At 66.6% G+C, this 25550-nt stretch carries 27 protein-coding genes; all 27 read right to left on the bottom strand.

Going from position 1 to position 25550, the window contains the following annotated elements; translation table 11 throughout:
* Position 1: 1 nt before the first annotated feature.
* The 27 genes from FHS47_RS07830 to fliD all read right to left on the bottom strand — a co-directional run bounded on the left by FHS47_RS07830 (position 2) and on the right by fliD (position 25474).
* Entirely contained in the window at positions 2-2050 is a 2049-nt protein-coding gene (locus tag FHS47_RS07830) for a chemotaxis protein CheA (RefSeq protein WP_167025314.1), read from the bottom strand.
* A 7-nt stretch (positions 2051-2057) separates the two neighbouring features.
* The gene (locus tag FHS47_RS07825; RefSeq protein ID WP_167025311.1) at positions 2058-2699 is read right to left on the bottom strand and encodes a protein phosphatase CheZ; all 642 of its coding nucleotides are present in this window, start codon (positions 2697-2699) and stop codon (positions 2058-2060) included.
* A gap of 9 nt (positions 2700-2708) precedes the next feature.
* Positions 2709-3110, bottom strand: coding sequence for a chemotaxis response regulator CheY (gene cheY / locus FHS47_RS07820; RefSeq protein WP_167025309.1), 402 nt, complete (start codon positions 3108-3110; stop codon positions 2709-2711).
* A gap of 31 nt (positions 3111-3141) precedes the next feature.
* Positions 3142-3873 carry an RNA polymerase sigma factor FliA gene (locus FHS47_RS07815; protein ID WP_167025306.1) on the bottom strand — a complete coding sequence of 244 codons (732 nt, stop codon included), beginning with the start codon at positions 3871-3873 and terminating at the stop codon, positions 3142-3144.
* On the bottom strand, positions 3870-4745 hold the full coding sequence (locus tag FHS47_RS07810; RefSeq protein WP_167025303.1) for a MinD/ParA family protein: 876 nt from the start codon (positions 4743-4745) through the stop codon (positions 3870-3872). The genes FHS47_RS07815 and FHS47_RS07810 overlap by 4 nt, the downstream gene beginning before the upstream one ends.
* 47 nt (positions 4746-4792) lie before the next feature.
* On the bottom strand, positions 4793-6124 hold the full coding sequence (gene flhF, locus FHS47_RS07805) for a flagellar biosynthesis protein FlhF (RefSeq protein WP_167025300.1): 1332 nt from the start codon (positions 6122-6124) through the stop codon (positions 4793-4795).
* Between the two features lie 89 nt (positions 6125-6213).
* Positions 6214-8325, bottom strand: coding sequence for a flagellar biosynthesis protein FlhA (gene flhA / locus FHS47_RS07800; RefSeq protein WP_167025297.1), 2112 nt, complete (start codon positions 8323-8325; stop codon positions 6214-6216).
* A 2-nt stretch (positions 8326-8327) separates the two neighbouring features.
* On the bottom strand, positions 8328-9470 hold the full coding sequence (gene flhB, locus FHS47_RS07795) for a flagellar biosynthesis protein FlhB (RefSeq protein ID WP_167025294.1): 1143 nt from the start codon (positions 9468-9470) through the stop codon (positions 8328-8330).
* 4 nt (positions 9471-9474) lie between these two features.
* The gene (gene fliR / locus FHS47_RS07790; protein ID WP_208381849.1) at positions 9475-10242 is read right to left on the bottom strand and encodes a flagellar biosynthetic protein FliR; all 768 of its coding nucleotides are present in this window, start codon (positions 10240-10242) and stop codon (positions 9475-9477) included.
* Positions 10242-10511, bottom strand: a complete 270-nt coding sequence (gene fliQ, locus FHS47_RS07785; protein ID WP_167027786.1) for a flagellar biosynthesis protein FliQ — start codon at positions 10509-10511, stop codon at positions 10242-10244. The genes fliR and fliQ overlap by 1 nt, the downstream gene beginning before the upstream one ends.
* Entirely contained in the window at positions 10508-11236 is a 729-nt protein-coding gene (fliP, locus tag FHS47_RS07780; RefSeq protein ID WP_247741399.1) for a flagellar type III secretion system pore protein FliP, read from the bottom strand. Before fliP ends, fliQ begins: the two co-directional genes overlap by 4 nt.
* A gap of 134 nt (positions 11237-11370) precedes the next feature.
* Positions 11371-11781, bottom strand: coding sequence for a flagellar biosynthetic protein FliO (gene fliO, locus FHS47_RS07775; protein WP_208381847.1), 411 nt, complete (start codon positions 11779-11781; stop codon positions 11371-11373).
* 5 nt (positions 11782-11786) lie between these two features.
* Positions 11787-12098, bottom strand: a complete 312-nt coding sequence (gene fliN, locus FHS47_RS07770) for a flagellar motor switch protein FliN (protein WP_343203522.1) — start codon at positions 12096-12098, stop codon at positions 11787-11789.
* A 446-nt stretch (positions 12099-12544) separates the two neighbouring features.
* Positions 12545-13561 (bottom strand): flagellar motor switch protein FliM, encoded by a 1017-nt coding sequence (gene fliM / locus FHS47_RS07765; RefSeq protein ID WP_167025288.1) that lies wholly within the window; start codon positions 13559-13561, stop codon positions 12545-12547.
* 13 nt (positions 13562-13574) lie between these two features.
* Positions 13575-14075 (bottom strand): flagellar basal body-associated FliL family protein, encoded by a 501-nt coding sequence (locus FHS47_RS07760; protein ID WP_167025285.1) that lies wholly within the window; start codon positions 14073-14075, stop codon positions 13575-13577.
* A 206-nt stretch (positions 14076-14281) separates the two neighbouring features.
* Positions 14282-15385: a flagellar hook-length control protein FliK gene (locus tag FHS47_RS07755; RefSeq protein ID WP_167025282.1), complete on the bottom strand. Its 1104-nt coding sequence runs from the start codon at positions 15383-15385 to the stop codon at positions 14282-14284.
* A gap of 52 nt (positions 15386-15437) precedes the next feature.
* Positions 15438-15872: a flagellar export protein FliJ gene (gene fliJ / locus FHS47_RS07750; RefSeq protein ID WP_167025279.1), complete on the bottom strand. Its 435-nt coding sequence runs from the start codon at positions 15870-15872 to the stop codon at positions 15438-15440.
* Positions 15872-17233, bottom strand: coding sequence for a flagellar protein export ATPase FliI (fliI, locus tag FHS47_RS07745; RefSeq protein WP_167025276.1), 1362 nt, complete (start codon positions 17231-17233; stop codon positions 15872-15874). The genes fliJ and fliI overlap by 1 nt, the downstream gene beginning before the upstream one ends.
* A complete protein-coding gene (locus FHS47_RS07740; protein ID WP_167025273.1) occupies positions 17230-17889 on the bottom strand; it encodes a flagellar assembly protein FliH in 660 nt (219 codons plus the stop codon). Before FHS47_RS07740 ends, fliI begins: the two co-directional genes overlap by 4 nt.
* Positions 17889-18902: a flagellar motor switch protein FliG gene (gene fliG / locus FHS47_RS07735; RefSeq protein ID WP_167025271.1), complete on the bottom strand. Its 1014-nt coding sequence runs from the start codon at positions 18900-18902 to the stop codon at positions 17889-17891. Before fliG ends, FHS47_RS07740 begins: the two co-directional genes overlap by 1 nt.
* Entirely contained in the window at positions 18892-20598 is a 1707-nt protein-coding gene (gene fliF / locus FHS47_RS07730; protein WP_167025268.1) for a flagellar basal-body MS-ring/collar protein FliF, read from the bottom strand. Before fliF ends, fliG begins: the two co-directional genes overlap by 11 nt.
* 36 nt (positions 20599-20634) lie before the next feature.
* Positions 20635-20964 carry a flagellar hook-basal body complex protein FliE gene (fliE, locus tag FHS47_RS07725; RefSeq protein ID WP_167025266.1) on the bottom strand — a complete coding sequence of 110 codons (330 nt, stop codon included), beginning with the start codon at positions 20962-20964 and terminating at the stop codon, positions 20635-20637.
* 69 nt (positions 20965-21033) lie between these two features.
* Positions 21034-22452: a sigma-54 dependent transcriptional regulator gene (locus FHS47_RS07720; RefSeq protein WP_167025263.1), complete on the bottom strand. Its 1419-nt coding sequence runs from the start codon at positions 22450-22452 to the stop codon at positions 21034-21036.
* A gap of 289 nt (positions 22453-22741) precedes the next feature.
* Positions 22742-23323, bottom strand: a complete 582-nt coding sequence (locus FHS47_RS07715) for a PilZ domain-containing protein (RefSeq protein WP_167025260.1) — start codon at positions 23321-23323, stop codon at positions 22742-22744.
* Positions 23324-23354: 31 nt separating this feature from the next.
* Positions 23355-23648: a flagellar protein FliT gene (locus FHS47_RS07710; RefSeq protein WP_167025258.1), complete on the bottom strand. Its 294-nt coding sequence runs from the start codon at positions 23646-23648 to the stop codon at positions 23355-23357.
* Positions 23645-24061: a flagellar export chaperone FliS gene (gene fliS, locus FHS47_RS07705; protein ID WP_167025255.1), complete on the bottom strand. Its 417-nt coding sequence runs from the start codon at positions 24059-24061 to the stop codon at positions 23645-23647. Before fliS ends, FHS47_RS07710 begins: the two co-directional genes overlap by 4 nt.
* A 24-nt stretch (positions 24062-24085) precedes the next feature.
* Complete coding sequence (gene fliD / locus FHS47_RS07700) at positions 24086-25474, bottom strand: flagellar filament capping protein FliD (protein ID WP_167025252.1); 1389 nt, start codon at positions 25472-25474, stop codon at positions 24086-24088.
* Positions 25475-25550: the final 76 nt, after the last annotated feature.

Below are 25550 nucleotides of genomic sequence, written 5' to 3'. Positions count from 1 at the left end.
ATCAGACAGCCATCCTCAGGCTGGGCAGCACCTGACCGCCGTCGTCGGCCAGGCCTGCGAGATCGAGCACGAGCGAGATGCGGCCGTCGCCGGTGATCGTGGCGCCGGCGACGCCGGGCACGTGCTTCAGGAACGGACCGAGCGGCTTGGCCATGACGTCTTCGCGGCCGAGCACCTCGTCGACGAGGCAACCCAGGGTCTGGTGGCCGATCTGCACGACGACGACATGGCCGCCCTTCCCCGCCGTGCCCGCCCACCGGCCGAGGTCGGCGAGGGGCAGCGCACGCTGGCGGTGCGACGCGACGATGCGGCCGTCCAGTTCCTGGACCTGTCCCGGCACGAGTTCGAAAACCTCGGCCACGTTCGACAGCGGCAGCGACAGCAGGCGGTTACCCACCCGCACCATGAGCACGCGAAGGATGGCGAGCGTGAGCGGCACGGACAGCCGCACCGTGCTGCCGTGGCCCACGCGCGAATCGATGGAAAGCGTGCCACCGAGTTCCACGATCTTGGTCTTGACGACATCCATGCCGACGCCCCGCCCAGAGATGTCGGACACCTGGCTCGCCGTGGAGAAGCCCGGGCGGAACACGATTTCGTAGCACTCGCGCTCGTCCAGGCGTGCGGCCTGTTCCGCGTCCATCAGGCCCTTTTCGACGGCCTTGCGGCGCAGGACTTCCGGGTCCATGCCCTTGCCGTCGTCGGTCACCGTGATGACGATGCGATCGCCGAACTGGCCGGCGGCCAGCCGGACGGTGCCGCCGCGGGGTTTACCCTCGCGAACGCGCACATCGGGCATCTCGATGCCGTGGTCCACCGCGTTGCGCAGCAGGTGCACCAGCGGGTCGGCCAGGGCCTCCACCACGGTCCGGTCGATGTCGGTGTCTTCACCTTCGGTGACCAGCTCGATCTCCTTGCCGAGCTGACGGGCAAGATCGCGGACGATGCGCGGGAAGCGCGAGAACAGCTTGCCCACCGGCTGCATGCGCATGCGCAGCACGGCGTTCTGCAGGTCTTCGGCCACGCGTTCCAGCTCGCCGATGGCGCGTTCCATCGGATCGTTCGTGCCGCGCGGCGCGAGGTTGGTCAGACGGTTGCGTACCAGGACCAGTTCGCCGGCGGCGTCGACGAGGCCGTCGAGACGATGCGTGTCGACGCGAACGGTGGTTTCGGCGGTGGATGCCTGTCGTTTCTCGCCCGCAGCCGCGGCGGCAGGCTTGGGCGAGGCCGCCGCCTGGGGCGTCTCGACAACCGGAGCCGGAGCCGCTGGCGGTGTGGGCGTGGCTGTGGCAACAGCCGCCCCATTGGCGCCGGGCGCGGCCGTGCCGTGCAGGCTGTCGAGCAGTGCTTCGAATTCGTCGTCGCTGATGCCGTCGGCAGCTGGCGCGGCGGGCACCGGCGCTGCCGCCACCGCGGGCGTGCCGGCGCCGGGCGCCTCGGGCTCGGCGCCCGGCGCCCCCGTGCCGTACAGGGAATCGAGCAGCGCCTCGAATTCGTCGTCGGAGATCGTTCCCGACGAGGCCGGCGCGGGCTCGCGCTCGCTGCGCGCGGCGTCGAGCATCGCTTCGAACTCGTCTTCGATAGGATCGTACGGGCGCGAACGCGCTTCGCTGGCGACGGGAGAAGGCACCGGCGCGGCAAGTGCCACCGGGGGCGCCGAGGCCGCACGGCCAGGAATGAGCAGACGATCGAGCAGCGAACGCGGCGCCGGGTCGATGGGCAAGCCGCCGTCGGCCGCACGCATCATGTCGTTGAGAAGGTCGAGCGACTCCAGCAACGCGTCCATGAAGCCGGCGTTGAGCACGATGGCGCCGTTACGCGCCTCGTTCAGGAGGTCTTCGGCGCGATGGCACAGCTCGACCATCGGATTGAGACCCAGGAAACCCGCCCCGCCCTTCACCGTGTGGAACGCGCGAAACACCGCGTTCAGCAGGTCGACGTCTTCCGGCGACGATTCGAGATCCACGAGCTGTTCGCCCAGGCTCTCGAGCAGTTCGCGTGCCTCGATCAGGAAGACATTGAGCAGCTCGTTGTCCAGCTCCACGCTCATAGGGTGCTCAGAAGCCGAATTCACTGAGGAGGCGATCCACCTCGTCCTGGCTGACCTTCTCGGCGGCCGGTGCCGCACCGCCCGCGAGCGAGCCGGTGAGGCGCACCAGTTCCACCAGCGAGGATTCGACCTTGGCCATGAACGCTTCCACCTGGGCGACGCGCTGGCCGGAGAGGTCTTGCCACGACTGGGCCTCGACCATCTCGCCGAAGCCGATGTCGCAGCTTTGCGCGAAGTCGCCCACGCGCACGGCCAGTGCCGTCGCATTGGCGGCGAAAACGGGGTCGGCGTGGTCGAGCACCAGAACCTCGTCGGCCTGGCGGGCCAGCGCCTGGGCCTGCGGACGCAGTTTCTCGCTGAAGTCGAGCGTGCGGTGCGCGGCCTGCGAGCTCATCTCGAGCACGTCGCGCAGGTGCTTGCGCGCGTCGCTCATGTTGCCGGGCACGCCATCGTGCGAAATGTCGGCGGCAAGGCGCCTTGCGGACTCGTGCAGGTCGCGCGCGAGGTGGCCGAGCGCGAGGAAGAGGTGCTGTTCGCGGGTGCGCAGGAGCTTGTCCAGCGCCTGCTCGAAGGCAACCGGATCGTCGGCACCGAGCAGTTCGCGCAGTTCAGGTGCCACGTCGTGGCCGGTGGAAAGCATGGTGTTCATGGTCGTTCCTTAGCCCGCGGCCGCGGCGAGTCGTTCGAAGATCTTGTCGAGTTTTTCCTTCAGCGTGACCGCGGTGAAAGGCTTGACGACATAGCCGTTCACGCCGCTTTGCGCGGCGGCGATGATCTGGTCGCGATTGTTTTCCGCCGTGACCATCAGTACGGGCAACGACTTCAGGGCCGCGTCGGCGCGAATGGCACGGAGCAGGTCGATGCCGGTCATGTTCGGCATGTTCCAGTCCGTGACCACGAGGTCGATCGGCTGTGCGCGCAGCAATGCCAGCGCGGCATTGCCGTCCTCGGCCTCCTGGATCAGGGTGTTGGTGAAACCCAGTTCCACCAGGAGGTTCCTGACGATGCGTCGCATGGTGGAGAAATCGTCCACCACGAGGATCTTCATGTTCTTGTCCAAAACTTCTCTCCGCCTTGCTACTGCGCGTTCGTCAATGCTTGTCTTTCCAACCCGACATGCGTGCACGGAGGCGAATGAGGGCCTGGCCGTGGATCTGGCACACCCGAGATTCGCTCACACCCAGCACCGCACCGATTTCCTTCAGGTTGAGCTCTTCATCGTAGTACAGAGACATGACCAGTTTTTCGCGCTCGGGCAGCCCGTCGATCGACTGCGCCAGCGCATCCCGCAGGCCTTCCTGCTCGAACATGCCGTCCGGACCCGCGGCGTCCGGATCGGCCACGTCGATCGCCGCACCCTCGTCGCCTTCCGGCGCCGTCAGGCTCAGCAACCGCGCGCTCGCGGCGTCCGCCAGGATCTGGTTGTATTCCATGGCGTCGATGCCCAGGCGCTTCATCACTTCCGCGTCTTCGGCGTCGCCACCCGTCTCGTTTTCTATCTGCCTTGTCACCTCCGCGACCTCGCGCAACTTCCGGTGGACGGAGCGCGGGGTCCAGTCCGTCTTGCGCAGTTCGTCCAGCATGGCGCCACGTATGCGGATGCCCGCATAGGTTTCGAAGCTGGCCGCGCGAGTCGGCGAGTAATTTCTTGCGGCCTCGAGCAGTCCGATCATTCCGGCCTGCATGAGGTCGTTCGCATCCACGCTCGGCGGCAGCCGGCCCATCAGGTGATAGGCGATACGGCGCACCAGCGGCGCGTGGGTCTTAACCAGTTGATCCGCCGGGATACGCGTGATCTCGAGATATTCGGTCGCGACGCTCACAGTGGCAGCCCTCCCCCCAGATGGGACCGTTCGGCGAAGAAGCCGATGCGGCCCTGTGCCCGGGGCTCGGGTTCACCCCATGTATCGACCGACCTGGCCAGATTCTTGAATCCGACCGCGGACCGGCTGCTCGGCCAGGCGTCGACCACGGCCGATTGGCGGCGGATGGCCTGACGCAGGTATTCGTCGTGCGGAACCATGCCCATGAAATCCAGGGATACGTCGAGGAAGCGGTTGGTCACCCGGGACAGCTTCTCGAACAGCTGGCGGCCCTCCTGGGCGTGGCGGACCATGTTCGCCACGATGCGGAAGCGGTTGATCGCGAATTCGCGGCTCATGACCTTGATCAGCGCGTAGGCGTCGGTGAGCGAGGCCGGCTCGTCGCAGACCACCACCACCACCTCGTCCGAGGCCGCCGCGAACATCGATACGCTGTCGGAGATGCCGGCGGCGGTGTCCACGATCAGGTATTCGGGGGCCAGGGGGTATTCGTCGAACGCCCGGATGACGGCGGCGTGCTCGATGTTCGGCAGCTGTGCCATGCGCCGCGTGCCGGAGGTGGCGGGGATCACCTTCAGGCCGTGGGAAGCTTCGAGGATCAGGTCCTCGATGCGGCATTCGCCTTCGAGCATGTGGCCCAGGTGGCGCGTGGGCTGCAGGCCGAGCAGGACGTCGATGTTCGCCATGGCGAGGTCCGCGTCCAGGAGGAGGACGTCACGGCCGCCCATCGCGAGCGCCATGCCGAGGTTGACCGCCACCGTGGTCTTGCCGACGCCGCCCTTCCCGCCCGCGATTGCGATGCTGCGGGTGGGGCGACGATCGGCAAGCCAGTTGAGACCGGCGGCCTGGGTGGAATCGACGTGTGTGCTCATGAAGGAAGTCACTGCCCGTATGTTTCTGTGTGTGTTCCGTGGGGCCGTCAGGCCAGGGCCGGGGTCGCCGTGCCGAAACGTTCGGCCAGCAGGGCGTCGTCGGGTTCTTCGTTGCGCTGTTTCAGCAGCTGCGCGGCGAGGCAGACCAGCTTGCGCGCGTCTGCCGAGGCGATGTCTTCGGGCACGCGCTGCCCGTCCGTCGTGTAATCCAGCGGCATGTTGTGGCGGATCAGGGCCGAGAGTGCGCCGCCGATCAGCGGTGCCTCGTCGAGCTTGGTGAGGATGGCGCTCTGCGGCGCCAGCGGCGCATACGCGCGAATGGCGCCGTCGATGGCCTGGGCCTGCGCATTGGCCGCCAGCACCAGGCACACGCGCACGTCCGACGTGGCGCGCAGGGTATCGAATTGCTGCTGCAGCTTGGGGTCGTTGCCGGCAAGGCCAGCCGTGTCCACCAGCACGGTGTGCCTGCCGCGCAGCTGAAGAAGCACGTTGCGCAGGCTGGTGGCGTCGTGCGCGTTGAAGACGCGCACGCCGAGCAGGCGCCCGTAGTGTTCGAGCTGCGCGCCGGCACCGATGCGGTACTGGTCGGCGCTGATGAGCGCAACGTTCGATGCGCCATGGCGCAGCACGGCGCGCGCGGCGAGCTTGGCGATCGTGGTGGTCTTGCCGACGCCCGTGGTGCCGACGAGCGCGGTGACGCCGCCGCCCACCGTATCGAAATTCCGTCCGCTCGTGCGGATGTTGCGCGAGAGCAGGCCCAACGGAAGGTATCGCGCCTGGTCGGTGGTCATGCCGGGCGGCAGCTCGGCGCACAGCGCACGCGCCACGTCGCCGTCGATGCCAAGGCGGGTCATCTCGCGCAGCACGCGGGCGCGCAGCGGCTGTTCGCGGTCCATCTGGTTCCAGGCGAGCGTGGAAAGCTGGACTTCGAGCATCTCGCGCAGGTTGTTGATCTCGGCGCGTACGCCGTTCACGGCGGCGTCGTTGTTCGGCATGACGGTGGCGGCGCGAACCACGTCGGCCACGCTGGCGGCCAACGCCGCGCTCGACTGGCGCTGTGGCGCGCTCGCGGCGGCGGGCGTGCCCAACTTCGTCGCGCGTTCCACGGCGGCGGCCGTCGCGGCACGCGCCTGATCGATACGGGCGGCACGCTCGGCCTCGTCGCGGACGGCGCGCATCGGCGACTCGTCGCGCTTCGGCTGGTCGAAGCCGAAACCCGCCTCGCGCACCAGTGCTTCGTCGTAATCGAGGGCGGCAATGATCTCGATGCCGTCGTCGAGCCGGCGGGTGGAGAGGATCACGGCGTCCGGACCCTGCTCGTCCCTCACCTGGCGCATGGCCTGGCGCATGTCCGGCGCAACGAATCGCTTGATTTTCATCGTTCCTATCCTTTCCTCGTCCTGGCGCCCTCATCCCGGGGCGCCGCTTGCCTGTTGGTTCGCGCCTGATCCGCGCGTGGTCTATTTGCTTACCGCCCGAGGGCCGTCACCAGCTTGACGCGTCGGTTGTCCGGAACCTCGTTGTACGCAAGTACATGCAGGTTTTGGGCCACATGACGCGTGAAGCGTGAAAGCCACGGACGAAGCGCCGGCGACACCAGCAACACCGCGGGTTCGCCCGCCGCTTCCTGACGACGCGCGGCGTCGGCCACGCTCTGCTGCAGGCGATCCGCCAGCCCCGGTTCGACCGCCGCGCCGGCGGGGCCGCCGCCTTGCAGCGACTGCAAGAGAATCTGTTCGAGTTCCGGCGCCAAAGTAATGACGGGCACTTCCGTACCGAGACCGGCGATTTCCTGCACGATCTGTCGGCCCAGGGTGACGCGCACCGCTGCGGCGAGGACGCCCGGGTCCTGGCTCTGGCCCGCATGCTCGGCCAGCGACTCGACGATGCCGCGGAAGTTGCGGATGGGCACGCGCTCGGCCAGCAGGTTCTGCAACACCTTGACCACGACGCCCAGCGAGAGGCGCTTCGGTACCAGGTCTTCCACCAGCTTGGGCGTCTGCTGGGCCAGGCGGTCGAGCAGCTGCTGCACGTCCTGATGACCGATGAGCTCGTGCGCGTGGTTCTGCAGGATGTGCGAAAGGTGCGTGGCGATCACGGTGGCCGGATCCACCACGGTGTAGCCCAGCGTCTGCGCGTGCTCGCGCAGGCCGGGCTCGATCCAGACCGCATCGAGGCCGAACGCCGGGTCGCGAGTGGCGATGCCGTTGATCGTGCCGTGCACGCGGCCCGGATCGATCGCGAGCATGCGCTCGGTGTGGATCTCCGCCTCGCCCATGGGCACGCCCATCAGCGAGATGCGGTAGCCATGCGGAGCCAGGTCGAGGTTGTCGCGGATATGCACGGAGGGCACCAGGAAACCCAGCTCCTGCGACAGCTTGCGGCGCACGGACTTGATGCGTGCCATGAGTTCGCCACCCTGCGCCTTGTCCACGAGCGGAATGAGCCGGTAGCCCACTTCCAGACCGATGGTGTCCACCTGCGCCACGTCTTCCCAGGACAGTTCCAGGCGTTCGGCGGGCGGCGCGGACTCCAGCGCCAGTTCCGTACCCGGGGCACCGGCAACCGACGCCGGACCGGCCGCGGCCAGGAGCTGGTTCTGGTGCAGCTTCCACGCGGCGAAGCCGGCGATCGCCGCGAGCAGGAGGAACGGCAGGTTGGGCATGCCCGGAATGAGGCCCATCGTGCCGAGCACGGCAGCCGCGACAGCCAGCGCCTTCGGCTGGCCGAACAGCTGCCCCATCACGTGCTTGCCCATCTCCTGCGACTTCGATACGCGGGTGACGATCACCGCGGTGGCGATGGAAAGCATGAGACCCGGCACCTGGGCGACAAGGCCGTCGCCGATGGTCAGCAGGGTATACGTGCGGGCGGCTTCCGCGGCCGAGAGGCCGTGCTGGAGCATGCCGATGAAGAAGCCGCCGATGATGTTGATGGCGAGGATGAGCATGCCGGCGGTCGCGTCGCCGCGCACGAACTTCGACGCACCGTCCATCGAGCCGTAGAAATCCGCTTCCTCGCGCACTTCCTGGCGCCGCTCGCGAGCCTGCTCCTGCGTCAGCAGGCCGGCGTTGAGGTCGGCATCGATGGCCATCTGCTTGCCGGGCATGGCGTCCAGGGTGAAGCGGGCCGTCACTTCCGACACGCGGGTGGCGCCCTTGGTCACCACCACGAAGTTGATGATGGTGAGGATGGCGAACACCACGAAGCCGACGGCGAAGTTGCCGCCGATGACGAACTCGCCGAAGGCCTCGATGACCTTGCCGGCCGCGCCCGGCCCGTTGTGGCCGTGCAGCAGCACCACGCGGGTGGATGCGATGTTCAGCGCCAGGCGGAGCAAGGTGGCGAACAGCACCACCGTGGGGAACGACGCCAGCTCCAGGGGACGCAGCACGTACATCGTGGCCAGCAGGATCACCAGCGACAACGCGATGTTGAAGGTGAACAGCAGGTCCAGCACGAACGGCGGCAGGGGCAGCATCATCATGCCAAGCATGATCAGCATCGCCAGCGGCGCGGCGATGCCGCGGCGGCCGATCTGGCGGAACGTGCCCATGAGGGTGCTGGTGCTGGCTGCCATCGTCAGTTGTCCATCCGGTAAGGACCCATGAGATCAGGGTCGATGTCCTGCTTCGGGAGATCGGGCGGGAGGTCGCCCATGGCGATCGCCTGCTTCAGCCGGAACACGTAGGCCAGGATCTGTGCCACGGCGATATAGAGCGCCGAGGGGATTTCGCGTCCGATTTCCGTCGTGTGATACAAGGCGCGTGCCAACGGCGGGGCTTCGACCACCGGCACCTTCGCGCCGCCCGCCACATCGCGGATCTGCTGGGCGATCACGTCCACACCCTTGGCCACCACGCGCGGCGCGCCCATGCGGTCTTCGTCGTATTTCAGGGCCACCGCGAAGTGGGTGGGGTTGGTCACGATCACGTCCGCCGTCGGAACGTCTTCCATCATCCGGCGCCGCGCCATCTGGTGCTGCATCTGACGGATTTTCGACTTCAGTTCGGGACTGCCCTCGTTCTCCTTGTGCTCGTCCTTCACTTCCTGCTTGGTCATCTTCATCTTCTTGGTGAAGCTGAACTTCTGCCACGGCGCATCGACGAGGGCGATGGCGCCGAGGGCGCAGGCAAAGACGAGGGAGGCATGGCCGAGGATGCCCAGCGCCTGAGCGATGCCGTTGGCGACGGGGCCGGTTCCGGCCGTGTACATCTGAAGGGTGGAGCGGCGCAGGAACCACACCAGCGCGCCGCCGATCAGGATCAGCTTGAGCAGCGATTTGCCCAGCTCCACCAGCCCGTTCATCGATACCAGGCGGGAAAAGCCCTTGATCGGATCGAGGCGGTCGAACTTGGGTATCAGCGCCTGGCCAGAGAAATTGAGCCCGCCCATCAAGGCGGGTGCCGCGATCGCCGCCACCATGGTCACGGCGAACACCGGTCCCAGCAGCTTCAGGGCCTCCATCGCGGCCGTCATGAACGCATGGGTGAGGCCGTTCGCAGCGAACAGGTCGTCGCGCGAGTAGCGCAGCCCCACGTGCATGATGTTGGCGGCATGCACGGCCATCTGCTCGCGCGAGGCGATGATCGTGGCCACGCCCGAGAGCACCACCACCGCGGTGGAAAGATCGCGCGAGCGCGGCAGATCGCCCTTCTCGCGGGCTTCGCGGAGGCGTTTGTCACTAGGGGCTTCGGTGCGGTCTTCCTTATCGGTCTCGCTCATGGCGCTACCTCCCGATAAGCCCGCGCATGGTTTCCCATGCGTCGGTCTGCAACGAATCGAACGCGCCCGGCAGGGCGCGCAGCGCGAGCCACACGGCCAGCAGGCCCAGGCAGATCGTGATGGGGAAACCCACCGCGAACAGGTTCATGGAGGGTGCCGAACGGCTGATGGCGCCGAACCCGAGGTTCACCACCAGCGTGGCCGTCAGCGCGGGCAACGCCACACGCACGGCGCCGCTAAAGAGGTGGCCGGCGAAGCCGAGCACGCCCCACACACCGTCCGCACCGACGCCCTGCTCGCCCACCGGCAGTGTGCGAAAGCTGTCGGCGAGCAACGAGATGAGTTGCAGGTGTCCGTTCATCACCAGGAACAGAAGGGTCACCAGCATCATGTAGAAGTGGCTGAGTACCGGCGTGGTGCCACCGACGCCGGGATTCACGGTTTCCGCGAAGCCGAGGCTCATCGCCTGCGACACGATCTGGCCGCCGAACGCCACGGCCTCGAACACGAGCTTCAGGACGAAACCGAGCGACGCCCCCACCAGCACCTGCTGCGCCAGGGTAGCTACGCCCTGTGCCGACAGGGGGCGTATATCCAGCGGCGCCAAGGGCGCCAGCGCCATCGTGAGGAGCAATGCCAGACCGATGCGGATGCGCGCCGGAATGGTGGTCGCGCCGAGCACCGGCGCCACGAGCAGCAGCCCGGCGATACGGGACAACGCCCAGCATGCACTGCCGACCCAGGCTTCGAGCTGGCCGAGGTCGAGCGGCATCAGCGCACCGCCTGGGGCAGGTTCTCGATGAGCGTGCGGGTGAAGTCCACCAGCGTGCGCAGCATCCAGGGGCCGGTGATGATCATCACGAGCGCCATGGAGATGAGCTTCGGAATGAAGCTCAGCGTCTGTTCGTTGATCTGGGTGGCCGCCTGCACCATGCCGATGATCAGGCCCACCGCCAGCGCCGTGAGGAGCAGCGGCGCGCCGATCAGCATGGCGATGTGCAGGGCCTGCTGGCCGAATCCGATGACCGATTCCGGCGTCATTGGAAGAAGCTCCCGGCAAGGGTGCCCAGCAGCAGCGTCCACCCGTCGACCAGCACGAACAGCATGATCTTGAACGGCAACGAGATGATCATCGGCGAGACCATCATCATGCCCATCGACATCAGCACCGAGGCCACGACGAGGTCGATGATGAGGAAAGGAATGAAGAGCAGGAAACCCATCTGGAAGGCGGTCTTCAGCTCGCTGGTGACGAACGCGGGCAGCGCTACCCGGTAGGGCACCGCGTCCTTGTCGGCGTAGGGCTGTTCACCGGCCAGCCTCGTGAACAGCTGGAGGTCCGGCTCGCGGGTCTGTTCCAGCATGAAGTGGCGGAACGGCGCGGCGGCCAGCGGCAGGGCGTCCTGCACGCTCATCTGGCCATCCATGTACGGCTTGATGCCCGCGTCGTAGGCCTTGTTGAGCACAGGCGTCATCACGAACAGGGTGAGGAACAGCGACAGGCCGAGGATCACCTGATTCGGCGGCGTGCTGTTCGTGCCGAGCGCCTGGCGCAGGAAGCCCAGCACGATGACGATACGCGTGAACGACGTCATCATCAGCAGGATTGCCGGAAGGGCCGTCAGCGCCGTCATCAGCGCCAGCATCTGGATCGACAGCGACCAGGTCTGGCCGCCGTTGGCACCCGGCTGCACGTTCAGCACCGGGATGCCCGGCTGGACCTGATCGGCGGCGAATGCGGCTACGGGAAACAGGAACAGAAACAGGAAAAACAGAAGCGCCACCCACGTGTCGCCCCTGCGCAGGCAGGGGCCCAGCGGCTTCTGCCCTGCCGACGAAGTCACTGGGTTCCCGCCTTCGCGGGAACGACGGCGCTGTGACCTGGAAAACCGGTGCTTCATCAACGTCTCCACTGCGACAGCACGTCGCGAAAGCCGCCGATCGTCGGCTGGGCCGGAGCGGCCGGATCGTCCTTCACAGGCGTATCCAGCACATGCAGCGTGCGCAGCCCACCGGTCGGCGAGGCGCCGACGAGAAGTTGCGTGCCGCCCACTTCGAGCAGCATGATCTTTTCCTTGATGCCGACGGGCATCGACTCCACCACGCGGATCTTCCGGCCGCCCGGACGCACGCGCGCCTGGGCCCGGCGGCTCAGCCAGCCCACGAAGAAAATGAGGGCGACCACGCCCAGCAGGCTGACCAGCACGCGGAACAGCTCCGCCCCGGAATCGACGGCCGGAGCAGCGGCCGGGGCCGCCATCAGGGCGCAGGGAAGGAAGCCGCCCGCGAGGACGGCGGCGGTACGGCGCATGGGAATCACCGCAGCTTGCGGACGCGCTCGGCCGGGCTGATCACGTCGGTCAGCCGGATACCGAATTTCTCGTTGATCACGACCACCTCGCCATGGGCGACCAGGGTGCCGTTGACGAAGACATCGAGGGGTTCGCCGGCGGCGCGGTCGAGTTCGACCACCGACCCCTGGTTAAGCTGGAGCAGGTTGCGGATGCTGATCTTGGTGCGGCCGACTTCCATGGCCATGGTGACCGGGACATCCAGGATGACGTCGAGGTTCACTTCGCTGCCGAGGCCGATGGAAGACGCCAGCGAGGCGTCGGCGCCGGTATCCAGATCTTCGAGGGTGGTGGGTTCGTTCATGTCCGTTCCAATAGGGGGCGTTGCCAGGTGCGAAGCCTATGAAGCAAACCGCGTGCCACGGATTTCGCTTCGCGTGACGACGGCAAATTCACGCCGCATCAACCACTTGGAAAAGGAGGCAGGAAGGGGGACGGGAAGTGACGCGGGAGGTCAGACGGAAACCTGACGCTCGACGGCAGTTAGTCACCGTGACGGGGCATTGACGGTCCTCGGGCATGCCGCCTGACCGCGGATCGCCGCTGATGCGGCTCCCACACGAAGCGATTCATGTACTCGTGGAGTGCGCCGCGATTACGGGCAGGAACCCCAGAGAGGTCCTGCCCGCGGCAGGCGTGTGGGAGCCGGCTATGCCGGCGATCCCGCGGCAGCGGGCAAGGTTGCAGCGACCCTGCCGCCGCGCCGCGGCGGGAAGACGGCCCTCAGGCCGGCTCTTCCAAGTGTTGGATCGGCACCGGTGTAGCGCGCGGCGCGGTCCTGCGCAGCAGCGATTCGAACTGGATCGCCTTGTTGCCGTTCGAGTTGGCCATGCGGCCACGGAAGATCGGCACGTCTTCGGCGAAGACGGTGGCCGTCTCCGGCAGACTGATGGGGATGACGTCGCCCTTGCGCAGGTGCAGGAAGTCGCCGATGGTGAGCCGGGCCTCCGCCAGCATCGAGGTGATCTCCACCTCCGCGTCGAGGATTTCCTCGTGCAGGTTCTGGATCCAGCGCTCGTCGCGCTCCGCGCGGTCGCTCTGCACACCGGCATCGAGCAGCTCGCGGATCGGCTCCACCATCGAATACGGCAGGGTGAGGTGCACTTCGCCGCCACCGCCGTCCAGCTCGATATGGAAGCGGGATACCACCACCGTCTCCGTCGGGCTGACGATGTTCGCGAACTGCGGATTGATCTCGGAATTCAGGAATTCGAACTGCATCCGCAGCACCGGCGCCCAGGCTTCGGCCATGGCGCCAAAGGCTTCCTGCAGCACGATCTGGATGACGCGGTTCTCGGTGGGCGTGAAGTCGCGGCCCTCGATGCGGGCATGGTAGCGACCGTCGCCACCGAAAAAGTTGTCGATGACGGTGAAAACCAGGCGCGGCTCGAACACCATCAGCGCGGTGCCACGCAGCGGCTTGATGCGAATGAGGTTGAGGTTGCTCGGGACCGCCAGCGAGTGCACGTACTCGTTGAATTTGGTCATCTTCACGCCAAGGACGGACACCTCGCACGATTTCCGCAGCACATTGAACAGGTTGGCGCGGAAGTAGCGGGCAAAACGGTCGTTGACCATCTCCAGCGTCGGCAGACGACCACGGACGATACGGTCCTGCTGGGTGAAGTCGTAATCCAGGATGCCGCCGGGCGGAGGAAGCTCGACTTCGGTTTCGACCGCGCCACCTTCCACGCCCGCTAGGAGGGCGTCGATTTCTTCCTGGGTAAGGATATCGGTCATGGCTGCGCGTCCGTTACTGCATGATGAAGCTGGTGAAATAGACGGCATCGACACCGGGACGGCCGATCTTTTCCTTCAGCACACGCTGGATCTCCGCCAGAGCCGCTGCCTGAAGTTTCTGCTTGCCCCTTACGTCCGACAAGCTCTTGACGTCCTGCGCAGAGAACAGCATCAGCAACGCGTTGCGGATTTCGGGGTCGGCCTCCTTGGCGGCGGCGATGGCTTCCGGATCGTGCGACATGACATTGACGCCGATCTGGAGGAACCGGAGCGCCTCGGCATCCTGGAAATTGACGACGAAGGCCGGATCGAGCTGGAGATAGATCGCAGGTTTCGCCTTGGCCGCTTCGGACGCGCTGGCGTGACCGCCCGCGCCACCCTTCATCAGCACCCAGCCGCCGGCGCCGCCCGCGACGAGCACGACCAGCGCGCCGATCAGCAGGAACTTGCCTTTTTTCTTCTTCGGGGGAGTGACTTCGGCGCCTTCGGCGGCGTCGTTGGGTGCTGCGGCCATGCGGGTAAACCTCTTGCGAATGCGTTGATGCGATGGTCTTGCGAGTGACGTGCAATCGTCGTGCCAGATTTAACGCCAGAACTTTGGCGTGCCCTCGTGGGAGCCGCTTCAGCGGCGATGGACGTCTTGCAGCAAAGTTGCCCGCTGCCGCGGGATCGCCGCTGAAGCGGCTCCCACAAGAGCGGTTCCCATGAAAAAGTTCGGTATCACGCAACTTCGTCCACGAGACCACGGGACACGCGCGAGGTCGTCACTGTCTCCGCGCCGGTCGTACCGGCGTCGCCGGACTGCCCCGGCGCGCTGCCATTGCCGCCGCCCGTGCCCTGCTCCGCCTGGCGCTGGCCGACATCCGCCTGGCCGAGCGAGAGGCCGTGGTGCGCCAGCATGCTGTCGAGTTGCGAAAGTGTCTGCTGCACGGCATGCACGGCCGCCGGATGTTGCGCAATGACGGCCACGTTGACCTTGCCGCCGTCCAGGCTGACGCGTACGTCCATGCTGCCGAGTTCTTCCGGATGCAGCTTGATACGCGCCTCCTTCACCTGCCCGGAGCCCATCCAGGCGATCTGTTCGCCGAACTCCTGCGCGAACTGGGGCGACGTGGCGGGCTGCGTGGCCTGGAACTGCATCACGGGTGCCGCGCCCTGGCCAAGCCCCTGCGCATGAGCGAACGGCATGGGGCCACCCTGGGCGGCGTCGACGCTCACGCCATCGTCTTTAGGGGCCTTGCCATCCATCTGGGTGGCGAGCAGCGCGGTAAAGGACGACGTCGTGACGGCGGGCACAGGTGTGGAACCGGCGGACAAGGTGTCGGCGCCCATCCCGAGCGAAGCGCCGGCGGTCTCCTTGAGGGAGGCCCCGGTGTCGATCTCGCCGGTCGTGCCCGGCACCATGCCCGCCAGCGACAGGGCGTTGCCCGCTGCGCCGACGGCCGCATCCTTTCCGGCGTCGCCGGCGCCTTTCGCCACACCGAGCGCCTGTGCCGCGCCCCCCGCCACGGTGGGCGGCACGCCGATCAGCGACAGCATGGCGGTGGCGATGGAGGTGCCATCGGATGGTGCGTCGTCTTTCTTTGCCGGCTTGTCGTCGTGGTCGACGGTGGCCTTCGCATCGGGCGTCTTTGCCGGAGGCGCGTTTTCCTTCGTGGCTTCCTGCTCCGGTTTGCGCGGCGCGCGTGCATCGGCATGCGCCGCGTCCAGCGCAGCGTCGAAGCGCTTCGACGGCGTTGCGTCGTCTACCGCGTGCGCCGCCGCGGGCGGCGTCGCTGGTGCGGAAGGACGAGCGACATTGAGCACGAGGGTTGCGTTGTTCATGCGGATTACCCGATTCGAATCATTGTCTTGAATGTGGCGCCGCCCGGACACGTCAATGTTCGCCACGTGGCGAACGACGGTGCTGCGAACGTTCGTCCGCCTGCTCCTGCTCCCGGCGGTCCTGCGTCTTGCGTTCCTGCTCCCGGTATTTCGAGGTCACGGAGTCAAGCGCCTTGGCGCGACCTCGCGCTTCCGTCCACTCCTGGCGCGCGCGATCCAGTGCGCGCTCGCGTCGCTGCACTTCGTTCAGCTGCTGCACGATGGCCATGTCGATCTTCTGCAGGAACTGCTGCCGATTGAGCAATGCGCTCACGCCGATACCGTTGGGCATCTCGGCGTACTCGTTGCGATAACGGCGCAGTTCGCCCAGCTGGTGTTCCGCGTCGGCGAGTGCACGCTGCTGCGTGGCGAGCGCGCGCGTCGCGTCCTCGGCCTTCTCGGCCGCGAGGTCCACGACGGGCTGCAGGCGATCGGCGCGGGAAGGCATCAGTCGGCCTGCGAGACGTCGGCGAGGCCGGCCTCGGCCTCTTCGAGGTTCACCGGCACATCGGTTTCCTGCTGCAGGAACGCCGACAGGCGCGGATAAAGGGCGATGGCCTCGTCCGTGCGCGGATCGCTGCCCTTCTGGTACGCACCCACGGCAATCAGATCGCGCTGCTGGCGGTAGGCGGAATAGACCTGCCGGAACCGCTGCGCCGAGCGCATGTGGTCCTTGCTTACAACGGCGGGCATGACGCGGCTGATGGATGCCTCGATGTCGATGGCCGGGTAATGACCGGCTTCCGCCATGTCGCGCGACAGGACGATGTGGCCGTCGAGGATCGCGCGGGCCGAATCGGCAATCGGGTCGTGACGGTAGTCGTCGCCTTCGGTCAGTACGGTGTAGAACGCCGTGATGGAACCGCGCCCTTCCGCGTCGTTGCCCGCGCGCTCGACCAGCGCCGGCAGCATCGCGAAGACGGACGGCGGATAACCCTTGGTTGCGGGCGGCTCGCCGATGGCGAGCGCGATCTCGCGCTGTGCCTGGGCATAGCGCGTCAACGAGTCCATGAGCAGGAGCACGCGTTTACCCTGATCGCGGAAATGTTCGGCGACCGCAGTGGCCACCTGCGCGCCACGCAACCGGGAGAGAGGCGGCGCGTCGGCAGGTGCGGCAATCACCACGGCCCTGCGCCGTCCTTCCTCGCCCAGCGTGTGGTCGACGAATTCCTTCACCTCGCGACCGCGCTCGCCGATCAGCCCCACCACCACCACGTCGGCGTTGGTGAAGCGCGTCATCATGCCCATGAGCGTGGACTTGCCGACGCCCGAGCCGGCGAACAGGCCGATGCGCTGGCCGCGGCCGACCGTGAGCAACGCGTTGATCGCCCGCACGCCGGTGTCCAGTGGCGTGTCGATCGGGCGGCGGAGCATGGGGTTGATGGGGTCGCGCCGCAGCGGAACACGTTCGCGCGCCAGCAGCGGGCCCTGCCCGTCGAGAGGTACGCCGTCGGAACCGATGACACGGCCGAGCAGCGCATCGCCCACCGGGATGCCCGACACGGCGGCGACCGGCGTGACGCGCGCGTTGGGCAGCACGCCATGCATCTCGCCGGTGGGCATCAGCAACAGGCGGCCGTCGGAAAAACCGACCACCTCCGTTTCGAGCTGGCGACCGTCGGCGCCGGCGACCATGCAGCGCGCGCCCACGGGTGCCTCGCAGCCGACCGCTTCGAGGGTGAGACCCACGACGCGACGTAGTTTTCCTTCGGCCTGCAGCGGCCGAACCTGCGCAGCGTTCGCCCGCTGCGCGGCCAGAGCCTCGCGCCAGTGCGCGTTGCGCGTCGCAACGTGGTGCTCGGCGCTCACGACGCTTCGGCCTCGGAATCGGCGGAGGTGTCCCGCCCCTGCAACACGCTGTCGATCACCGCGGCGAGGCGAGTGCGCACGCGTGCATCGAGCCGCGAATGCTCGCTTTCCAGGCGGACGTCACCGCGTTCGAGGGTGGCGTCGTCGACCACCGTGCCTTCGTGGTCGAGCGACGACCGATGTTCGCGCACGATCGCGGCGTCGGCCGGATGGAGATGGATTTTCAGGTGACGCGTAGCCGCCGGCAGGGCATCCACGGCCTGGCGCACCACGTCGATTATCTTGTCCGGCCGCGTGGCCAGTTCGTAGCCCAGCACGCGCTCGGCGATGGTGGTCGCGAGGAGGGCGAGGTCGCCGACGACATCGTTGTCCAGATCGGCGAACGGCCGCTCCACCGCGGCAAACAGTGCTTCGAGGCGGGCGACCTGTGCGGCCAGCTCGCGCTTCGCCATCGCGCGGCCTTCGGTGAGGCCGGCGTTGAATCCTTCTTCCCGCGCCTGCCGTTCGATGGCCTCGATTTCGGCCACGGTGGGCCGTTGCGGACCGTCGTCCGGCACGTCGGCCACATCGCGCGATTCCGGCGCCCCCACAACGGGAGGTTCCCAGCGTTCGAACTGCGAAATGCGTTCCCGCGCGAGGATGGACGTGAGGCTCATCAGACGAACTCTTCCCCACCGCCGGCGAGGTTGATCTGGCCGGCGTCGGCAAGACGACGCGCGGTGGCGAGCACTTCTTTCTGCGCCGCGTCGACCTCGGAAAGACGAACCGGGCCCTTGACCTCGAGGTCGTCGCGCAGCATGTCGGCGGCACGCTTGGACATGTTCGCGAAGATCTTCTCGCGAATGGCGCTTTCCGCGCCCTTCAGGGCCGTGATGAGGCGTGCCGACGGCACTTCGCGCAGCAGCGTCTGCATGCTGCGGTCGTCGAGGTCGGCCAGGTCGTCGAAGACGAACATGAGTTCCTCGATGCGCTCGCCCAGGCCGGAGTCGATGCCGCGGATGGACGCCATGAGTTCGGCCTCGCGCGCCGTCTCCATCGCGTTGAGGATGTCGGCCGCGGCCTTGAGGCCGCCCACGGTAGCGGACTTCAGCTTGGTGGAATTGCCCGAGAACTGGCGCTCCATGATTTCGTCGAGTTCGTTCAGCGCGTGCGGCTGCACGCCGTCCAGCGTGGCGATGCGCATCACCACGTCGCTACGCGTGCGGGCCGGGAGATAGCCGATGACCTCGGCGGCCTGATCGGCCTCCAGGTGCGCCATGACGAGCGCGATGATCTGCGGATGTTCCTGCCCGATCATCTCGGCGATGGCGCGGCTCTCCATCCACTTCAACGATTCCAGGCCCTTGCTGCTGCGGCCGAGGAGGATACGGTCGATGAGGCCACCGGCCTTGTTCTCGCCCAACGCGTTGACGAGGATGCGGCGGATGTATTCCTCGGTGCCGACGCCGATGGATGTGTGCTGGCCCACGTCTTCCTGGAGCTTGGTGAGCACCTGGTCCACCTGCTCCTTGCTGACGTTCTTCAACGCGGCCATCGCCGTACCCACGGCCTGCACGTCGCGTGCGCCGAGGTGCTTCAGGATGGAAGCCGCGTCCTCCTCACCGAGGGTGAGGAGAAGGATCGCCGCTTTCTGGGCGCCCGTTAGGTTTTCTTTCGGCTCAGCTGCCATCTTCGGATACCCAGCTCTTCACGACCTGCGCCACCTGCTTCGGGTTTTCGGCGGCCATGCGCTTGGCAAGGCCCACCTTCTGTTCATAGGCCAAAAGCGCGGGGGAACCGAGCTGGGCCTGTGAGGTGGAGACACGGTCAGGTGTCATGTCATCGTCGTCCACCATGACCGAGACGGTAGGCATCGGTCCGGCAAGCGCCACATTGTTCATTGCCAGCGGAGCCGGCTTCAGCAGGCCCTTCAGGATCGGGCGCAGCACGAAGAAGCCAACGATCAGGGCGACCATCACGCCAAGGCCCTGCTTGATCAGGTCGAGCATGCCCGGACGTTCCCAGAATGGCATGGTCTGCGGCACGTCGTCGACGATGTTCCCGCGGAACGGCTCGTTGATGACACTGACGCTGTCGCCACGCTGGGCGCTGAAGCCCACGGCATTCTTGGTGAGTTCGGTGAGGCGGGTCAGTTCTTCCGGCGTGAACGGCACACTCTTCAGCTTGCCGTCCTTGTCGGGAACCTGCTTGTTGTCGACCACCACCGCCACGGACAGACGGGCCACCTTGCCGGCGGGATCCGTGACGTGGCTGACCGTGCGGTCGAGCTCGTAGTTGCGGGTGGCGCTCTGGCTCTGTTGCGTCGGCGTCTGCTGCGCGGTCTGCGTGCTCGCCTGCGTGCCCGGCTTGCTGCCGGCGCCCGGGTTGGCCGCCGTGGCGTTCGCACCCGTGTTGGGCGGCTGATTGCTGAGCGCGCCCGGCACGCCGCCGTTGGTGGCGGGGTCCGTGCGCGTGTCGCTGCTGGTCTGCTCGCTGCGCAGGGCCGGGTTGTCGTGATTGAAGGTTTCGCTGGCTTTCTCGGTCTGTGAGAAATCCAGATCCGCGAAAACCTGTGCCCTCACCTTGCCTGCGCCGACCAGCGGCGTGAGCAGGTCTTCCACACGCTGCGTGTAAGTGGCCTCGATGCGGTTGGACAGGCGCAGGCGGCTGTCGCCGATGGCCTGTGCGCTATCGGGATCGCTCACCGTGAGCAGATTGCCGCCCTGATCGATGACCGACACCTGGCGCGTGTCCAGACCCGGCACGCTGGCCGCGATGAGATGGACGATGGCCGCCACCTGGCCCTGGTCGAGCTGGCGCCCCGGATACAAGGTGACCACCACCGAAGCGCTGGCCGGCTTGTTGTCGCGAATGAATGCGGAAGGCTTGGGCAGCGCGAGGTGCACGCGTGCCGCGCGCACGGACTGCAATCCGGCGATGGTGTTGGAAAGGTCGCTTTCCAGCATCGACTGGTAGCGGCTGCGTTCGGCCATGTCGCTCATGCCGAACGGGGAGTCCGCCTGCGGGATGGCACTGGCGGCGCTGCCCTGCGGCAACCCCTGGCCGGCGAGCTTCAGACGAACGCCTGCCACATCGGCCGCCGGCACGAAGATCGAACTGCCGTCGGCGCTCAAGGTGTAAGGGGTGTTGGCGGCCTGCAGCGCCTGGGTGACGGCGGCGGCGTCTTTCTGTTCCAGGCCACCATAAAGCAGCCCGTAGTTCGGTGCGCGCGACCACATCACCACGGCGATACCGATGGCGACGGCCGCGGCGATACCCGCCAGCATGAACAACTGCCGTGCCGCGGGCGTCTGCGCGAGCGACTTCAGCGAGTGCATGCGCGAAGCCGCGTTGCTTTCCGTGGTGGCGACGCCGTTATCTGCCATGGTTGAACTCGAATCCTGTCATTGCGCGCACGTCGATCAGATCGACATGTTCATGATTTCTTTGTAGGCATCGACCATCTTGTTGCGCACCTCGGTCATGGCGCGGAACGAGAGATCGGCCTTCTGTCCCTGGATCATCACCTGGGCGAGATCGATGCCCGGATCGCCCCGTTCGAACGCGGCCGACATCTTCGCCGCCTTGTCCTGGGTCTGCGCCACGCCCTCGATGGACTGCTTCAGCAGGTCGCCGAAGGCGCCCTTTGCCGCCGGAGCCGCCTCGCCCACGCCACGCAGCGTGGGCATCTCGGTCTGCGCGCTGATGCGGCGCATCTGGAGCAGGAGGCTGTTGACGTCGATCGTGGTCATGACGGTTTTCCAACGCGTTATCGGGTTTGCGACACCCGATGCACGTCCTGTGCCAACGAACGACCGCTGTCAGCCGGCCTGCGCCGTCTCGGACAAGCCGTACTTGCGGAGCTTTTCCACCAGCGTGGTGCGCTGGACGCGAAGCAGCTTGGCAGCGTGGGCGACCACGCCGTTCGCCGAATTCAGCGCCTGGCGGATCAGGCCGATTTCGATGCCGGCCAGATGGTCCTTGAGGTCCAGACCGCCCTGCGGCAACACGGAGGGATCGCCGTCGGCGGCGTAGCCGAACGATTCGGTGACTTCCGGCTCGGCTTCCATCATGGCGATGAGCGCGGCGCCGGAAACTTCTTCCACCGGCAACGCCCCGCGGTACTTCTCGGGCAGGTCGGCAGCGCGCACTTCGCCGTGCGGCATGAGGATGGCCATGCGCTCGACCAGGTTGGACAGCTCGCGGACGTTGCCGGGCCAGCCATGGCGGCACAGCGCGCCCATCGCGCTGGGCGAGAAGCGGACCGGGGAAAGGCCGCGCTGCACGAGACGCTGGTTGAACTCGGCGATGAGCGCCGGCATGTCTTCCAGGCGCTGGCGCAGCGGGGGCATCTCCAGCGGGAACACGCTGAGACGGTAGAACAGGTCTTCGCGGAAGCTGCCGCGCTCGATGGCACCCTCGAGGTCGCGATGGGTCGCGGCGATAATGCGCACGTCGCAGCGCTGCGGGCGATTCCCGCCCACGCGCTCGAACACGCGCTCCTGCAGCACGCGAAGCAGCTTCACCTGCATGGGCAGGCTCATGTCGCCGATTTCGTCGAGGAAGAGCGTGCCGCCCTCGGCCATCTCGAAGCGGCCCTTACGGGTGCTGATGGCGCCGGTGAACGCACCTTTCTCATGGCCGAACAGTTCGCTTTCGAGCAGTTCGGCGGGAATGGCACCGCAATTGATCGCCACGAACGGTTTGTCGCGGCGCGGGGAGCAATCGTGAATGGTCCGGGCCACGAGTTCCTTGCCACTGCCGGATTCGCCGAGCACCAACACGCTGGAGTCGAACGGCGCCACCTGGCGGATCAGCGCGTTCACGCGCTGCATGGGGCCGGACTGGCCCACGAAGCGGCGGCTGGCCTGCACCGGCTCCATGCGCGACTGCAAGGCACGAAGGGCTTCGGAAAGGCGCTCGTAGCGCAGCGGCATGTCGATCAGCTCGACGCTGCCGCTACGGGCGTCGTCGGCGATCAGCGCGGTAGCCAGCGGGGAGTCAGCGGCAACCAGCATCGGCAGGTTCCGCCCCTGGCGGCCCACGGCGGCAAGGTAGCCTTCCAGCTCGTTCTCGTCTTCGGCAGTACCGACGTACACGCCGCGCCAGCCTTCGTTCGCCTCACCCGCCTGCATACGGTTGGCGAGCACCGGACGGTAGCCCAGGAAAGCCAGGGCGGAGACGACGCTCTCGGCGCGTGCGGCATCGGATTCGACGACGAGAAACAGGGAAGACTTCACCGGGAGATACCTCGCTTATGCGTTGGATCGAAGGAGTCAGGCGGGCTCCGTGCTGGAATCCCGTCGGCTTCGTTGCAAGGTATCAATCAAGGAGCGTGCCAACGCCGGAATTCCGACGCACGCCAACGGAAATTGACGTGGTGGCGCGGCGTTCGCATATGTACGACAAGAGACCCGCGAGGGTCGCTGCCGTCCGGCAGGGTGTGGGATCCGCCCGTTCGTGACGACTCACGTCACGAATGTGACGCGGGACGCCACGCGACGTTCTTACGTCACGTGACGTAAAAGGTCACATGCCTTCCAAGCCGCCATCGGAGGGGCGCGCCTGGGCGCGGGCCTCGGCCACCTGGCGTCGGTGCTGGCGGAAGACGAGGCGCTCGATGCCGTCACGAACGGCTTCGGACAGCCCCTCGAAGCCAATGAATCCACGGCCGTCGCTGGGCCCGGCAAGGCGGACACCGGGCAATTCGAGCGGCAGTGCCCGACAGGCGTCGAAGTGAAGCCGCAGCATGACCGGCTGGCCCACGGGCGGCAGGCCGGCCCAGGGCAGCACCGCGCCGACCGCGTTGAAGCGCATGGGGACCCGCGGCGGCAGGGCCGACTGCGGCAGGAGCAGCCGGTTGACGATCTCCATGAGTACGTTGAGCTTGGCGTCGAGACGCGCCACCTCCTGGGAGAGCTGGCCGTCGTCCTCATTGTTCTCGGCCCGGCGGTCCATCAGCGCCGATACGGCGACCAGGACGCTCGCATTGCGGTCGTTGACGAGCCCGAGAGCGGCCGCGTCGGGCCGGGGCGCTGCCTCGCACGTGGCGTGGAAGGCCGCGTCCCAGGTAACGCGCTCGGAAAATGCCTGCCAGCCTTCGTCACCCATGCGCCCTGCCCCCAAAGCAGAAGGTTGTCGCTCAGAACGAACTATACGCGGCCACCGCACGGCGCACCCGGCGGGACGCGTCCCACGCCACGGCGGCTTCGTCCCGCGCCACCGACACCAGGTCCTTGATGAGTCCGTCGAGCAGCATGATGGACTTCAGCGATTCCAGCGTTTCCGGAACCGGCCGCATCGTACCGCGGCGGAGCACGGGTTCGCGCTCGGCCTCCAGCGCGGTCAGGTCGTCCCAGCGGCCCTCACTGGCAGCGGCATGCATCGACTCGGTCAGATCGAGCACCCGGTCGAGATCGCACCAGGTGTCGGTCATGCGCCGGCTCCGGCGACCTGTCGCGCCTCGACCGGAATGGCGACCCAGCTGTCGCGGATCTGGCCGAGCAACCGGGCCACCTCGTCCAGCGCCTCGCTGTCGCTGTGCAGGTTCGCGTGAAGGAGGCGGCGGTTCATGTAGTCGTACAGGCTCTCGAGACGCGCAACCAGCGACGTGCCGACCTCGGGATTCAGCGCCGCCTGCAGGGCCCCGACGATCTCGATGGCCTTGGAGATGGCTTCGCCCTTCCCCGCCACGTTACCGGTGGCGATGCAGCCGCGCGCGAAGCGCATCCGCTCCAGCGCACCGTCCATCAACATGGTGATGAGGCCGTGGGGATCGGCGGTTTCGACGCCGCCCTGCGTGCGGACCTGCTGGTAGGCGCCTGCGCCTTGGGAATATCCGAGTGCCATGGGTATCTTTTCCTGGAGCTGCCGTTACTTGCTGGCCGTGAGCGCGTCGAACTGTTGCTGGAGATAGCTGCTGGTGCCGGCAAGCTTGGTCATCATCGCGTCGAGCGCCGTGTACTGCTTGGTGAGGCGGTCGGTGTAGTCCTGCATCTGCTTGTCGAGGTCGTCCGCCTGGTCCTGCAGGTCCTTCGTCTTCTGGTTCAGGTTGTTCGTGCGCTGGGTGAGGATGCCCGTGGTGGACGTCCAGCCGGTGATCAGCTTGTCCAGCTTCGGCGCGATGCCGTTGTCGCCGCTGAGTAGGTTCTGGGTTTCCTTCGGATTGTCCGCCAGAGCCTTGTTGAGCTTGGTGGTATCCAGCTTCAGCGTGCCGTCAACCTGAAAGGCCACGCCCAGGTCACTGAGGGAGGTAGGACCGCTGGTATTGCCGGTGAACTGCGATCCGATGAGGGTCGACACCTGGCTCTTGATCGAGTTGACCGTGGCATCGCCGATCAGCGCACCTACTTGCTGGTTGGTGGCGTCGTACTTGGTCAGCTGCTGGTAGGTCGAGATGAACGAGTTATAGGCCGTGACCAGCGAACTGAGTGCGCCGGAAACGGCGGTGGTGTCGTTGGTGATGGTAACGGCCGTGGGAATGCCGGCCGGGGGCGTTCCGTTGTCTTTCGCGCTGACTTTGGACAGCGTGAGCGTCACGCCATCGATCGCCTTCGTCACGACATTGGTCGGACTGCTGGCTGCGAGGCCGTCGATCGTGAACTCCGCATCCTTTGCCGCGACCGTGGGTTGATCCGTCGCCGGATCGAAGTTCAGCTGGGAAAGATTGCCATCGCCGCCACTGGCGACGACCTTGAAGGCGTTATCCTTGCCGGTGACCGAAGAGGTGAGCACGAGGTGCGCGCCGTCGTTGCCGGTGACGATGCTGGCGGTGACGCCGGGGTTGTCCTTGGACTTGTTGATGATGTCGCGGATGTTTTCCAGCGAGTTCGCGCCGTCGGCGATGTCCAGGCTCATCGACTTGTCGCCGATGGAGATGGTGAGGTTGCCGGTTCCGACCGCGGCTTTGCTGTCTGTAAACGCGCCCGAGGTCGTCTTTTGCGAGGTCGCCAGTTGATTGACGACGATGTTGTAGACGTTGGGCTGTGCGGTGCTGTCGGCGGCGGCGGTAAAGACCGACGAATCGCCCACGGAGACCTTTGTGGTCGTGAACGCCGTGCCGTCAGTGAGGGTCTTGATCGCGCTCTGCAGACTCGTCAGGGACGAGGTGAAATTGCCGACCGCGGAAATCTGGGTGGAATTGGTCTGCTTGTCGGCAGCTATCTTCGCGTCCGGCGCGCTGCGCTTGTTCGCGACAAGATTCTTGACGATCGACGCGACGTCGATGGAACTGCTGCCGAGGTTGACGGGATTCGTGGCCATGAAGCTCTCCTTGAAGACGCCTCACTGCCCCGGGCGCCAATTTGTCGACGGCTGGCGCCCTTGCGAACGCCAGCCG

This window comes from Luteibacter sp. SG786 (assembly GCF_011759605.1).
Taxonomy (GTDB): Bacteria; Pseudomonadota; Gammaproteobacteria; order Xanthomonadales; family Rhodanobacteraceae; genus Luteibacter.
The sequence above is the reverse complement of the archived record's forward strand: the minus strand, read 5'-3'. Positions and strand labels throughout refer to the sequence as shown.

What these genes read in the sequence shown, in the direction of transcription:
- FHS47_RS07830 (WP_167025314.1), bottom strand. Translation starts at nt 2,050, where the DNA reads ATGAGCGTGGAGCTGGACAACGAGCTGCTCAATGTCTTCCTGATCGAG.
- FHS47_RS07825 (WP_167025311.1), bottom strand. Translation starts at nt 2,699, where the DNA reads ATGAACACCATGCTTTCCACCGGCCACGACGTGGCACCTGAACTGCGC.
- FHS47_RS07810 (WP_167025303.1), bottom strand. Translation starts at nt 4,745, where the DNA reads ATGAGCACACACGTCGATTCCACCCAGGCCGCCGGTCTCAACTGGCTT.
- flhF (WP_167025300.1), bottom strand. Translation starts at nt 6,124, where the DNA reads ATGAAAATCAAGCGATTCGTTGCGCCGGACATGCGCCAGGCCATGCGC.
- flhA (WP_167025297.1), bottom strand. Translation starts at nt 8,325, where the DNA reads ATGGCAGCCAGCACCAGCACCCTCATGGGCACGTTCCGCCAGATCGGC.
- flhB (WP_167025294.1), bottom strand. Translation starts at nt 9,470, where the DNA reads ATGAGCGAGACCGATAAGGAAGACCGCACCGAAGCCCCTAGTGACAAA.
- fliR (WP_208381849.1), bottom strand. Translation starts at nt 10,242, where the DNA reads ATGCCGCTCGACCTCGGCCAGCTCGAAGCCTGGGTCGGCAGTGCATGC.
- fliQ (WP_167027786.1), bottom strand. Translation starts at nt 10,511, where the DNA reads ATGACGCCGGAATCGGTCATCGGATTCGGCCAGCAGGCCCTGCACATC.
- fliO (WP_208381847.1), bottom strand. Translation starts at nt 11,781, where the DNA reads ATGCGCCGTACCGCCGCCGTCCTCGCGGGCGGCTTCCTTCCCTGCGCC.
- fliM (WP_167025288.1), bottom strand. Translation starts at nt 13,561, where the DNA reads ATGACCGATATCCTTACCCAGGAAGAAATCGACGCCCTCCTAGCGGGC.
- FHS47_RS07760 (WP_167025285.1), bottom strand. Translation starts at nt 14,075, where the DNA reads ATGGCCGCAGCACCCAACGACGCCGCCGAAGGCGCCGAAGTCACTCCC.
- FHS47_RS07755 (WP_167025282.1), bottom strand. Translation starts at nt 15,385, where the DNA reads ATGAACAACGCAACCCTCGTGCTCAATGTCGCTCGTCCTTCCGCACCA.
- fliJ (WP_167025279.1), bottom strand. Translation starts at nt 15,872, where the DNA reads ATGCCTTCCCGCGCCGATCGCCTGCAGCCCGTCGTGGACCTCGCGGCC.
- FHS47_RS07740 (WP_167025273.1), bottom strand. Translation starts at nt 17,889, where the DNA reads ATGAGCCTCACGTCCATCCTCGCGCGGGAACGCATTTCGCAGTTCGAA.
- fliG (WP_167025271.1), bottom strand. Translation starts at nt 18,902, where the DNA reads ATGGCAGCTGAGCCGAAAGAAAACCTAACGGGCGCCCAGAAAGCGGCG.
- fliF (WP_167025268.1), bottom strand. Translation starts at nt 20,598, where the DNA reads ATGGCAGATAACGGCGTCGCCACCACGGAAAGCAACGCGGCTTCGCGC.
- fliE (WP_167025266.1), bottom strand. Translation starts at nt 20,964, where the DNA reads ATGACCACGATCGACGTCAACAGCCTCCTGCTCCAGATGCGCCGCATC.
- FHS47_RS07715 (WP_167025260.1), bottom strand. Translation starts at nt 23,323, where the DNA reads ATGGGTGACGAAGGCTGGCAGGCATTTTCCGAGCGCGTTACCTGGGAC.
- FHS47_RS07710 (WP_167025258.1), bottom strand. Translation starts at nt 23,648, where the DNA reads ATGACCGACACCTGGTGCGATCTCGACCGGGTGCTCGATCTGACCGAG.
- fliS (WP_167025255.1), bottom strand. Translation starts at nt 24,061, where the DNA reads ATGGCACTCGGATATTCCCAAGGCGCAGGCGCCTACCAGCAGGTCCGC.
- fliD (WP_167025252.1), bottom strand. Translation starts at nt 25,474, where the DNA reads ATGGCCACGAATCCCGTCAACCTCGGCAGCAGTTCCATCGACGTCGCG.